Source organism: Streptomyces sp. SBT349 (genome assembly GCF_001083795.1).
Taxonomy (GTDB): Bacteria; Actinomycetota; Actinomycetes; order Streptomycetales; family Streptomycetaceae; genus Streptomyces.
The window spans coordinates 1-11,933 of sequence record NZ_LAVK01000242.1; the positions used below are offsets into that span (position 1 = coordinate 1).

Annotated in this window: 12 protein-coding genes; 2 read left to right on the plus strand and 10 right to left on the minus strand. The window is 72.9% G+C overall.

From position 1 onward, the window contains the following. Positions 1-989: serine/threonine-protein kinase (locus tag ADY01_RS24985; RefSeq protein WP_049578015.1), on the minus strand; the 989-nt coding region annotated here is incomplete at its 3' end. After that, positions 989-1,843, minus strand: coding sequence for a menaquinone biosynthetic enzyme MqnA/MqnD family protein (locus ADY01_RS24990; RefSeq protein WP_078900587.1), 855 nt, complete (start codon positions 1,841-1,843; stop codon positions 989-991). The genes ADY01_RS24990 and ADY01_RS24985, both read right to left, overlap by 1 nt. A 236-nt stretch (positions 1,844-2,079) precedes the next feature. On the opposite strand from ADY01_RS24990, the gene ADY01_RS24995 reads away from it, so the two are divergent. Further along, complete coding sequence (locus ADY01_RS24995) at positions 2,080-2,283, plus strand: cold-shock protein (protein ID WP_049578016.1); 204 nt, start codon at positions 2,080-2,082, stop codon at positions 2,281-2,283. A gap of 190 nt (positions 2,284-2,473) precedes the next feature. Here ADY01_RS24995 and ADY01_RS25000 read toward each other — a convergent pair whose 3' ends face one another. The 8 genes from ADY01_RS25000 to ADY01_RS25035 form a co-directional block, all read right to left on the minus strand. Then, complete coding sequence (locus ADY01_RS25000; protein ID WP_049578018.1) at positions 2,474-4,414, minus strand: AMP-dependent synthetase/ligase; 1,941 nt, start codon at positions 4,412-4,414, stop codon at positions 2,474-2,476. A gap of 187 nt (positions 4,415-4,601) precedes the next feature. After that, entirely contained in the window at positions 4,602-5,060 is a 459-nt protein-coding gene (locus ADY01_RS25005) for an ATP-binding protein (protein ID WP_049578019.1), read from the minus strand. A gap of 315 nt (positions 5,061-5,375) precedes the next feature. Beyond that, complete coding sequence (locus ADY01_RS25010) at positions 5,376-6,746, minus strand: dicarboxylate/amino acid:cation symporter (protein ID WP_049578020.1); 1,371 nt, start codon at positions 6,744-6,746, stop codon at positions 5,376-5,378. 348 nt (positions 6,747-7,094) lie between these two features. Beyond that, entirely contained in the window at positions 7,095-7,388 is a 294-nt protein-coding gene (locus ADY01_RS25015) for a DUF4229 domain-containing protein (protein WP_234320405.1), read from the minus strand. A 116-nt stretch (positions 7,389-7,504) separates the two neighbouring features. Further along, positions 7,505-8,083, minus strand: a complete 579-nt coding sequence (locus ADY01_RS25020; protein WP_049578022.1) for a GNAT family N-acetyltransferase — start codon at positions 8,081-8,083, stop codon at positions 7,505-7,507. Between the two features lies 1 nt (position 8,084). After that, positions 8,085-9,251 carry an aminofutalosine synthase MqnE gene (gene mqnE, locus ADY01_RS25025; protein ID WP_049578024.1) on the minus strand — a complete coding sequence of 389 codons (1,167 nt, stop codon included), beginning with the start codon at positions 9,249-9,251 and terminating at the stop codon, positions 8,085-8,087. Positions 9,252-9,292: 41 nt separating this feature from the next. Further along, entirely contained in the window at positions 9,293-9,754 is a 462-nt protein-coding gene (locus tag ADY01_RS25030) for an Lrp/AsnC family transcriptional regulator (RefSeq protein WP_049578025.1), read from the minus strand. A 98-nt stretch (positions 9,755-9,852) separates the two neighbouring features. Further along, complete coding sequence (locus tag ADY01_RS25035) at positions 9,853-10,512, minus strand: UbiX family flavin prenyltransferase (RefSeq protein ID WP_049578027.1); 660 nt, start codon at positions 10,510-10,512, stop codon at positions 9,853-9,855. Positions 10,513-10,663: 151 nt separating this feature from the next. Here ADY01_RS25035 and ADY01_RS25040 point away from each other — a divergent pair, with 151 nt between their 5' ends. Then, positions 10,664-11,806, plus strand: coding sequence for a hypothetical protein (locus tag ADY01_RS25040; RefSeq protein WP_049578029.1), 1,143 nt, complete (start codon positions 10,664-10,666; stop codon positions 11,804-11,806). Positions 11,807-11,933: the final 127 nt, after the last annotated feature.

Below are 11,933 nucleotides of genomic sequence, written 5' to 3' on the forward strand. Positions count from 1 at the left end.
GGCGTCGCGTAGGGCGTGGCGGGCGACGTGGGGTAGGGCGTGGCGTACGGCGAGGCGTAGGACGGTGTGGGCGTCGCGGGCGGGGGCGCCTCCATGTCGAGGTTCAGCAGGTCGACCGCGCGGCGGCTGACCTCCTCCACCACGGGCCGCGGCAGCCATCCCGCGGCGACCAGGCCCGCGGCCCCCGCCTCCCCGCCGCAGGCACGCGCCGCGTCGCGCGGCGAGGGGCGTTCGGCCGGGTCCTTGGCCAGGCAGGCGGTGACCAGCTCCCGCAGCTCCCCGGGCACCGCGTCGAGCCGGGGCTCCTCGTGCACCACCTGGTACAGCAGGTGCGCCGGGCTGGTCCCTCCGAACGGCGCCTCGCCACCCGAGGCGAAGGCCAGCACCGCGCCGAAGGAGAAGATGTCGGAGGCCGGGCCCATGGCGCCGCCGGTGACCTGCTCGGGCGACATGTAGCCGGGCGAGCCGACCGTGACGCCGGTGGCGGTCAGGTGGGCCGTCGAGTCGCTGGCCCTGGCGATGCCGAAGTCGATCAGCCGCGGCCCCTCCAGGGACAGCAGCACGTTGGACGGCTTGACGTCCCGGTGGACCAGGCCGTGTTCGTGCACGGCGGCCAGCGCCTCGCCGAGCCCGGCGCCGAGCGCCAGCGCGGTGGGCGGCGGCAGCGGCCCGTGAACGGTCACCGCCCGGTGCAGGTCGGGCCCGGCCACGTAGCCGGTGGCCACCCACGGCACGGGGGCGTCGGGGTCGGCGTCCAGCACGGGCGCCGTCCAGTCGCCCCCCACCCGCCTCGCGGCCTCCACCTCGCGGGCGAAGCGGGCGCGGAAACTGCCGTCCGCGGCGATCTGCCCGTGCACCACCTTCACGGCGACCGTGCGGCCACCGGCGCTGCGCCCCAGGTACACCCGGCCCATCCCGCCCTGGCCCAGCCGCCCGAGCAGCCGGTAGGGGCCGACGGCGGCGGGGTCGTCGTGCGACAGCGGCTGCATCAGCGGCCCCCGGGCGGATCCAGCAGTCGCACGCGGGACGCCTGGTCGGCATACCCGACGCGGCGGGCGAACTCCCCGATCCCCTCCAACTGCGCGGCGCCGAGGCGGAAGTCCAGGGTCGTGAAGTAGCGCTCCAGCACCGCGGCGTCGAAGTCCTCCCAGCGGGCGGCCTGCTCGGCGACCTTGCCGGCCTCGGCGACGGACAGGTCGCGCGACTCCAGGAACGCCCGGTGCACCTCCGCCACCGTCTCCGGCTCGCGGGCCAGGTAGTCGCGGCGCACTCCCCAGACCGCGAAGACGAACGGCAGCCCCGTCCACTCCTTCCACATCTCGCCGAGGTCGTGGACCTCCAGGCCGAGGCGGGGCGCGTCGTGGAGCGAGGCACGCAGCGCCGCGTCCCCGATGAGGACGGCGGCCTCCGCCTCCTGCATCATCAGGCCCAGGTCGGGGGGGCAGGAGAAGTAGGTCGGGGTCACCCCGTGGCGCTCGCCGAGGAGCAGCCGGGCCAGGCGCACGGAGGTGCGCGAGGTCGAACCCAGCGCGACGCGTGCGCCGTCGAGGCGGTCGAGGGGCACCTGCGAAACGATCATGCAGGACATCACCGGGCCGTCGCAGCCCACCGCGATGTCGGAGAGCGCCACCAGTTCGTCCGCGTGGCGCAGGTACTCGACCAGGGAGACCGGGCCGATGTCCAGGTCCCCGCGGACCAGGCCCTCGCCGAGCCGCTCCGGGGTGTCCTTGGTGAGCTCCAGGTCCAGCAGACTGCCGCTGCGGGCGAGCCCCCAGTAGAGCGGCAGACAGTTGAGAAACTGGATGTGGCCGACACGAGGGCGGAACCTGTGGTGTGTAGTCACCCTTGGGAGGGTACGCCTCAGGTCGTGCACTCCGTCGGTCAGGGAAGGGTCATCCGGGTGGGTGATCTCTACCCTTCCGGCGGTGCACACCCCGTGCTAGGCTCACCGCGAGTTGCAGTTTGGTTTCCCTTGCAGTACGAGCCTGCGGAGCATGTGACCGCGGGCTTTCGTCGTTTTCAGGCTTCATTTGTAGGTTCTGGAGCAGGGCAACCCTTTTTTAGGCCCAAGGAGGGCTTATGGCTACCGGAACCGTCAAGTGGTTCAACGCCGAGAAGGGCTTTGGCTTCATCGCCCAGGATGGCGGCGGCCCCGATGTCTTCGTTCACTACTCCGCGATCAATGCCAACGGTTTCCGCTCTCTTGAGGAGAGCCAGACCGTGACCTTCGACGTCACCCAGGGACCCAAGGGCCCCCAGGCGGAGAACGTCTCAGTCGTCTGACGCCACCAGCTCTCAGACGGCCGACGGCCACGATCACCTCGGCCCCCGTCCCTCCCGGGCGGGGGCCTTGGCCTGTCCCGGGGCCGTCAGGACAGCGCGGCGGCGACCCGTTCGGCCACGCGCTCGGAGGGCTCGCCGCCGTCCACCACGGAGACCGGCGGCCCCAACTCCAGGCCGTGCCCCGGCGCGTTCACACCCACTCGCTCTCCCGGTAGAGCGCGTCGATCTCGTCGCCGAAGTCCCGCAGAATCTCGTCCCGCCGCAGGGTGAACGAGGGGGTCACATGCCCCGACGCCTCGGTGAAGCCCCGCGGCAGCACCCGGAAGCGGTGGATCCTCTCGGCGGGGTGGACCCCCGCGTTGACCTCGTCCACGGCGCGCTGGAGCCGGTCGAGCAACTCGGGGTCGGCGACCAGCTCCTCCGGGGGCGTCCTGCGGCGGTCGGCCGGCTCCCGCCAGCTCGCCAGGGCCTCCCGGTCGAGGGTGAGCAGGGCGACGAGGAAGGGGCGCCCCTCGCCCGCGACCAGGCAGTTGCCGATCAACGGGTCGGCGCGCAGGGCCTCTTCCAGCCGTTCCGGGGCGACGGGCTCGCCCGCCGCGGTGACGATCACGTCGCGCTTGCGACCCACGATCGTGAGATAGCCGTCCTCGTCCAGGGTGCCCAGGTCGCCGGTGGCCAGCCAGCCCTCGGCGTCGGTCGCGGGCAGCACCGCCTGCCGCTCCGCGTCCCAGTAGCCCGCGAAGACCTGGGGGCCCCGGACCACGATCTCGCCATCGGCGGCGATACCGATCGCGGTGCCCGGCACGGGCCAGCCCACCGTGCCGAGGCGCGGGGCGCCGGGCGGTGTGACCGTGGCCGAGGCGGTGGTCTCGGTCAGGCCGTAGGACTCGTACACGGAGACGCCCGTGCCCTCGAAGAAGGTGCCGAGCCGCCGTCCGAGCGGGGAGCCACCGCTGACGACGTGCCGCAGGTTCCCGCCGAGGCCCGCCCGCACGCGCCGGTAGACCAGGGGGTCGTAGAGGGAACGGGCCGCGCGCAGGCCGATCCCGGGTCCGCCGGCCTCACCGTGGCGCCCGGCCTCCGAGGCGGCGCCGAACCGTCGCGCGACGCGGGCCGCGCGGTCGAACGAGCCGCCCCTGCCCGACTTCTCCGCCGCGGCCCTGCCGCTGTCGAAGACCCGCTCCAGCAGGTGCGGGATCGCGAACAGGAAGGTCGGGCGGAACCCGGCCAGGTCGGCGAGGAGGTCCTCGGTCCGCACGCTGGGCGCGTGCCCCAGGCGCACGCGGGCGCGCACGCAGCCGATCGCGACGGCGCGGCCCAGCGCATGGGCCAGCGGCAGGAACAGCAGCGTGGCCGCGGGCTCCTCGCTCTCCGGGCGGAAGAGGGGGTCCAGCGCCTCGATGGCGTTGTCGACCTCGGCGAACAGGTTCCCGTGGGTGATCACACAGCCCTTGGGGTCGCCGGTGGTGCCCGAGGTGTAGGCGAGGGTGGCCGCGCGCCAGGGGTCGAGCAGGCCCCGGCGCTCGGCGACGGCGGCATCGGCGACCTCGTGCCCCGCGGCCGAGATCTGGCCGATGGGGCTGCGCTCGTCGCCCGATATGGCGGTCAGCTGCCACAGGTGCTCCAGGTCGCGCAGGTCCTGGCGGATCGCGCTGAGCGTGCGCGCCTCCTCCACGCCCTCGACGGCGCACGCCCGCACCCCGGCGTCGCGCAGGATCCAGCCGACCTCGTGCGCGGGCGAGGTGGGGTGGACGGGCACGGTGATCAGCCCGGCGGCCCAGGCGGCGAAGTCGAGGAGCGTCCACTCGTACCGCGTGCGGGACATGATGGCCAGCCGGTCGCCGGGCCGCAGTCCGTGGGCGATGAGCCCCTTGGCGACCGCGGTCACCTCGGCGGCGAACTCGGCACAGGTGATATCGCGCCATGCGCCGTCCCGGTGGCGGCGGCTGAGAGCGACGGTGTCCGGCGCCTCGTAGGCGTTGAGGAACGGGATGTCGGCGAGGCTTCCCTGCCGCACGGCGAGAGCGGCGGCGGGCACGAACGCGCCGGTGACCACCCCGTTTTCGCGGTGGAGCTCCGGTCGGACGAGGCGCGGCGGGGATGCCGTGTCCTCGGTGCGCGTGCGTGCCATGGGTCGGCCCTCCCGGTGCGGCCCTGAACTGGGGGATCCCTGAAGTCTGCCTGCTCGGAACCCCGTTGACCGGGAGTTTCACCGGACCGCCACGCGAAGATCGCGAGGAACGGGTTTCCGCCGCCCTCCGAGACCGCACCGTGACGTGAAATCGCCCCCTTTCCGTGCCCGCCCGCGCGAGCGGGCGTCATGGGGCCGAGCGCAGGGACGGCCGCCGGTCGAGGTCGAAGCGGCAGAGCACGCTCTTGCCGCCGGGGTCCCGGGGGGCCCACCAGGTCGCGTCCGCGAGGGAGTGGACGATGAAGAGGCCGCGCCCGCTGTCGGACAGCGGCAGTTGGGCGGCCGGGAGCGTGGGGGGCGTCGGATCCTGGTCGGAGACCTCCAGGATCAGCCAGTCGGGCGAGGACCGGAGGCCGAGGACGGCCACCCGCTCCCCGGGCACCCCCTTGGCGTGCAGGACCACATTGCCCACCAACTCCGAGACGCAGAGCTCGACATCGTCGGCGAGCCACGCCAGCCCCCACTCCACCAGCGCCCGGCGCACCGCCCGCCGTGCCGCGGACGGAGCCCCGGGGTGATCCGCGAGGACCGAGACGGAGCGGACCCGGTCGGCCGTGTGCTCGACGCGCGTGTCCGGTGATGTCATCACGTTCTCCCTCCCCCTGACGAGGTATCCAGTCAAGGGCCAAGGAGGGCACTCGCGAAACGTTCACAGGGGGGTTCACGCGAACACACGGGGGGGTCATGGGGCGCACGAAGCGTGCTCCCGTCACTCCCCCCTCCCCACCTGCGCCTCCTCTACGCGCTCACCGGCCAGGTCACCGCGCCCACACCCCCACGCGCTGCCATACGCCCCCGGGGCACGATTCCGCGCCCCCCACGCGGGGGAATGCCGGTGCCCCGGCGCGGGACGAGGTCCCGGCCGGGGCACCGGTCAGGCGCGGCCCCCTCGGACAGGGCGCTACGCCGCGGTCTTCACCTCGTCGCGGCGGGGCTCCGAGTCGAGCTGATCGAAGTCGAAGCTCGTCGCGCTGTCGTACGCCTCCCGGTCGAGGATCTTCTCCCGCGAGGCGACGATCACCGGCACCACGGCCTGTCCGGCGACGTTCGTCGCCGTGCGGACCATGTCCAGGATGGGGTCGATCGCCAGGAGCAGGCCCACGCCCTCCAGCGGGAGGCCGAGGGTGGAGAGGGTCAGCGTGGTCATCACGGTGGCGCCGGTCAGGCCCGCCGTGGCGGCGGAGCCGATCACCGAGACGAATGCGATCAGGACGTAGTCCTGGAGGCCCAGACTGACGTCGAAGATCTCCGCCACGAAGATCGCGGCGAGGGCCGGGTAGATCGCGGCGCAGCCGTCCATCTTGGTGGTCGCGCCCAGCGGCACGGCGAACGAGGTGTACTCGCGCGGGACGCCGAGCCGTTCGGTGACCTTCTGGGTGACGGGCAGCGTGCCGATCGAGGAGCGGGAGACGAACGCCAGCTGGATCGCGGGCCACGCGGCGCGGAAGAAGCGCAGCGGGCTGACGCCGGCCACCGAGCGCAGCAGCAGCGGGTAGACGCCGAACAGCACCAGGGCGCAGCCGATGTAGACGTCCACGGTGAACGTGGCGTAGTCGCCGAGCAGGTCCCAGCCGTACTGGTCGATGGAACGGCCGATGAGGCCGAGGCTGCCCAGCGGGGCGAGGCGGATGACCCACCACAGCGCCTTCTGGAGCAGTTCGAGCACGGTCTCGCCGAAGCTGATCAGGGGCGCGGCCCGGTCGCCGAGGCGGAGGGCGGCGACGCCGACGACGGCGGCCATGAAGACGATCTGGAGGACTTCGAGGTCGGCGAACGGGGTGACCACGTCCGTGGGCACGATGCCGGTGAGGAAGTCCAGCCAGGAGCCCTCGGTCTCCGGGGCGGCGCCGTCGGCGGGCGTGAGGCCCGTGCCGTCGCCCGGGTTGGTCAGCAGGCCGATCGTCAGGCCGATGGCGACGGCGATCAGCGAGGTGGCCAGGAACCACAGCAGGGTCCTGCCGGCGAGCCTGGCGGCGTTGGAGACGTTGCGCAGGTTGGTGATCGAGATCGCGATGGCGAAGAAGACCAGGGGGCCGACGGCCAGTTGGAGCAGCTGGACGAAGATGCCGCCGATCTCGTCGAGCGTGCGGCTGAGCCAGTCGACGTTCCAGTTGCGGGCGATCCAGCCGAAGAGGACGCCGAGGACCAGGCCGAGGAGTATCTGCGCCCAGAACGGCGGCAGGGCCAGCGGCGGGCGCCGCCGCACCGCGGCGGGCGTGGCGTTCGCGTCCGGGGCGGGGGACGCGGGCGGCGTTGGGGACGAGGAGGACACAGGCACACTCCGGTCAGGAGAACGAGGGGGGTGAAGGTGTGCGCGCCGGCTGATGCGCGGGCGTGCGGAAGTGGCGCCGATCCGGCGGGGGAAGCGGGGATGTCAGCGACAGGCCGCGCTCAGGCAGCGACAGAGGTCGACATGCAGGCGCGCCACGAGCGGGACGCTCGTGAGGATGCGGGGGCGCGCGACTGCGGTGTACATGTCCAGCACGGTAGCACCCCTCACATGACGCGTCATGGGCCGAAGCGGAAGTCCGGGAAGAGACAACGCGCGATTCCGGAAAACGATTCCCGGCCCGGGTGGCGAGCGGCGCATGTGAGGGAGATCACCCTGGACCCGCGGGGGTCAGCGGGTGTCGTCCTCCATGGCGCGGTTGGCGTTGAGCCGCTCCTTGGCCCGGTCCACGCCGGCGGCGACCTGCTCGGACATGGCGTCGCGCTGGGCGCGCAGCACCACCAGGGAGATGGGCGCGGAGACGACGATGGCCAGCAGCGCGAGCCAGAGGGGGTTGGCGGTGCCGACGGACTCCGGGAGCACCCCGATGTAGGCGAGGGCCGCGATCACGACGAAGCAGACCGCGAAGACACCGAAGCGCATGCCGGTGTAGCGGAGCGCCGGGTGGCTGAGGAAGCTGCGCACGGTCCGGGTTCCTCCTTCGCTCGTGCCCTTCACCGTTCCGTCCTTCCAGTCAAGCACAGGCCGGGCGCGCGCCCGCGCGCGGGCGGCTGGGCCGCGCGGGCCCCGGGCCGGGGGCCTCAGGCGAGCGGCAGCCACAGGATGACGTCGTCGCGGAACTCGTCCCCGCCCACCATGATCGCGTCGGGGACCCGGCCGACCTCGTGGTAGCCGCAGGAGGCGTAGAACCGTTCGAGCCCGAGGCCGCCCCGGCAGGTGAGGCGTATGCCGGTGACGCCCGGGTCGATGGAGCGCGCGGCACTCGAAGCGGCGGCCATCAGCTCCCGGCCCAGCCCGCGGCCCTGCCACCCGGGGTGGACCATGACGGTCTTGAGCCAGACCCAGTGCCGCATCAGGCGGTGGGTGTTGAGCGAGAAGAACGCGGTGGCCACCGGGCGGCCGTGCTCGGTGGCGCCGACGAGCAGCCGGGTGGTGCCCTCGGCCATGGCGACCAGGTGCTTGCGCAGGTCGGGCTGGACGTCCTCCGGGGTCACGGTCGGCAGGAAGCCGACCGCGCCCCCGGCGTTGGTCACGTCCGCCCACAGGGTCGCGAGGCCGTCGCGCAGGTCGGGCGTCATGGGCGGGTCGAGCACGTAGCGAAGCCCGGCGCCGGGGCCCGGTGGGCGGCGGCGGGGCGCCGCCGTTCGCAGGTCGCTCATCTCACACCCGCATCGGCTGGGGGGAGTCGCGGCGGTCGGGGTCGGGGCCGTCGTACTCGCGCACGACCTGGTAGCGCGTGTTCCGCTCGACCGGGCGGAACCCGGCGTCGCGGATGAGCTGGAGCAGGTCGTCCCTGGTGAGCTTGTCGGGGGTGCCGAAGTTGTCCGCGTCGTGGGTGATCTTGTACTCGACGACCGAGCCGTCCATGTCGTCGGCGCCGTGCTGGAGGGCGAGCTGCGCGGTCTGCACGCCGTGCATCACCCAGAAGACCTTGACGTGGGGCACGTTGTCGAACAGGAGCCGGGAGACGGCGAACGTCTTCAGCGCCTCGGCACCGGTGGCCATGGTGGTGCGCGCCTGGAGCCGGTTGCGGACCTTGCCGTCCTTCATGTCCACGAAGTCGTGCTGGTAACGGAGCGGGATGAAGACCTGGAACCCGCCGGTCTCGTCCTGGAGTTCACGCAGCCGCAGCACGTGGTCGACGCGGTGGCGGGGCTCCTCGACATGGCCGTAGAGCATGGTGCACGGCGTCTTCAGGCCCTTGGAGTGCGCGAGCCGGTGGATGCGCGACCAGTCCTCCCAGTGGGTGCGGTGGTCGACGATGTGCTGCCTGACCTCCCAGTCGAAGATCTCCGCGCCGCCGCCGGTGAGCGATTCGAGCCCGGCGTCGATCAGTTCGTCGAGGATCTCGGAGGCACTCAGACCCGAGATGGTCTCGAAGTGGTGAATCTCGGTCGCCGTGAACGCCTTGAGCGACACCGTGTCCGGCAGCGTCTCCTTCAGCGCCCGCAGCGAGCGCGGGTAGTACCGCCACGGCAGCGTCGGGTGCAGGCCGTTGACGATGTGCAGCTCGGTGAGCGCCTCGCCCTCCATGGCCTGGGCCAGCCGCACGGCCTCCTCGATGCGCATCGTGTACGCGTCCTTCTCGCCCGGCTTGCGCTGGAACGAGCAGTACGCGCAGGACGCGGTGCACACGTTCGTCATGTTGAGGTGGCGGTTGACGTTGAAGTAGACGACATCGCCGTTCTTCCGCGTCCGCACCTCGTGCGCGAGGCCGCCGAGCCAGGCCAGGTCGTCCGACGCGTAGAGCGCGACGCCATCCTCCCGGCTCAGCCGCTCCCCGGCCAGGACCTTCTCCTCGAGCTCCCGCTTCAGCCCAGCGTCCATCGCAACCGCGCCTCCTCGCCGTCTCGCCGACCTGATCGAGACTACGCCTGCGCGTCGTCGGGCAGGTCGCCGACCCGGTTCTCCCATTTGGTCGACAGGACGATGGTCGTCCTGGTTCGCGAGACGCCCTTGGTGCCCGACAACCGCCGGATCGTCCGCTCCAGGCCGTCCACGTCGCTCGCCCTGACCTTGAGCATGTACGAGTCGTTCCCCGCGATGAACCAGCAGTCCTCGATCTCCGGCAGCTCCCGCAGCCGGGACGCGACCTCCTCGTGGTCCACCGCGTCCGAGAGCGAGATGCCGATCAGCGCGGTGACGCCGAGCCCCAGCGAGCGCGCGTCCACCGTCGCCCGGTAGCCGGTGATCACGCCGGCCGCCTCCAGGCGGTTGATGCGGTCGGTGACGCTGGGCCCCGAGAGCCCCACGAGGCGGCCCAACTCGGCGTACGAGGCACGCCCGTTCTCACGCAGCGCCTGAATGAGCTGTCTGTCCACCGCGTCCATCGTCGCCCGCGCCTTTCTCGTCCCCATGGTCCACTGCACAGACGAATCTAAGGCATTCACGCCCGGCGGCCTCACGATGGCTGGGCTGAACGGCGGGATCACCGTTCGCCGGACGCCCCGCCCCCGAGCCGGCCGCGCCACCGCGCGTACAGCCGGTGCTCCACGCCCGCCGCGTCCAGCGCCCGCCCGGCGACGAAGTCCACCAGGTCCTGGATGTGGGTGGCCCCGGCGTAGAACGCGGGAGCCGCGGGCAACACCACGGCGCCCGCGTCGTCCAGCGTCACCAGGTGCCGCAGCGTCTGCCCGTTCAACGGCGTCTCGCGGACGGCGACCACCAGCGGCCTGCGCTCCTTCAGCGTGACGCTCGCGGCCCGTTGCAGCAGGTCCTTGGAGAGACCGAGCGCCACCCCGGCCACCGCCTCCGTGGAAGCGGGCACGATGAGCATGCCCTTGACCGGGTACGAGCCCGACGAGGGCCCCGCGGCCAGGTCCCCGGCCGGCCAGTACCGCACCGCCGAGACATCCGCGTCGAACACCCCCCGCTTCCCGTCCGCCCCGCGCGCCAGCCACGCCCGCAGGTCCTCCGCCCAGTGCGCGTCGCGGAGCGGGTCGCCCGTCTCGTCGAGCAGCGTCAACCGGGCGGCCCGGCTGACCACCAGGTCGACGGACTCCCCCGCGGCCAGCAGCCCGCGGAGCACGGCAGCGGCGTAGGGGGTCCCCGAGGCCCCCGAGACCCCGACGATCCATGGCTGGCGCATGCACCGAGGCTAACAAGCCGCTTACCGGACGGTGACGCCTCGGCCACAGACGACGCCCCGCGTGCCCGGTACGTTCTGACCGGTGGACACTGGACCCGAGTCACCCCCACGGACAGGCAGGAGTGAAGCCATCGGTACCCGCCGGTTTTACATGCGGTTGAGCGCCCTCGGCGGCGTCGCGGTCCTCGCCACCACCGCGGGGGCCTGCCAGGTGGTGCAGAACGCCCGTGCCGGGCTTGAGATCTCCGACGCCGCGGAGCGGTTGCTCGCGTGGGAGGGCGTCACCGTCGTGGCGACGGTGGACGCGACGCCGGAGCAGATCCACGACTACCTGGTGAGCACCGGCGCGCGGGAGCCGACCGACGCCCAGGCGCGGCTGCTGGCCGACCTCGAACTCACCGTCTCGCTGGGCCGTCCCGCGGACGAGGTCGCGCTGAACGACCTGGAGGCCGGGGACCCGCTCAGCGGCGCGATGACGGTCAACTTCGGCGGGCGCGACGTGGCGGGCGTGAAGCAGCTCGAAGGCACGACCTATGTCCGCCTGGGCGGGGAGGCCGTCATCGAGGACGTGTACGGCGGCGGCGAGGCGGCGGTCTCGGCGGCCGAGCGCTTCGAACGGGACGCCGCGGGGCTGCCCGCGTCCCTGGGCACGGCGGCGCTCGCGCTCCAGGGCGAGTGGGTCCAGGTCGAGCCGTTCGAGGCCGACGCGTACGCCGACGCCCTGAGCGAGCACGGCGGCGTCCCCACCGGCACGGCCGACGCGGCGGCGGGCGCGCTCACCGACGCGGCGGAGCTGCTCGACCCCGAGACGCTGTGGGACGCGGCCGACCGCGCGGAGGCCACGCTGCGCTCCAGCGCGTCCCTGCGCGACGCGGGCGAGGAGCGGGGCGCGGAGCTGATCGACGTGCGCATGCCCGCGGGCGAGGCGCACCAGGCCGTGGAGCCGCTGCTGACCCTGCTGAACGAGCAGGGCGCGCGCTTCGGCCTCCCCCCGCTGGCCGACGAGCCCGCCGACCCGGGCGCGACGGTGACCTCGCGCCTGTCGATCAGGAACGGGGTGCTGGCGAACGCGTCGGTGGACCTGGCGCAGTTCTCCGCCGAGGACGCCCCCGCGCTCCCCCTCGGCCTGGCCCTCACCGGCGGCTCCGCGCTGAACCTGAACCCGCCGGAGACCGAAGGCGAACCGCTGACCCCGGACGACCTCGCGGTGGCGCTGATGTACCTGGCCGAGGAGAACGAGGCGCGCACGGAAGACGACTCCCGCGCCGACATCCCCGGCCCGATACAACCCTGACCCCACCCCCCGACCCGCTCCCACCGAGAACGGTCCGCGCGAGGCCCACGGCGCCCGCCACCGCGGCCCACACGGCGGCGCGTTCCCCACCGAGAACGGTCCCGGCCCAATACAGCCCCGACCCCAC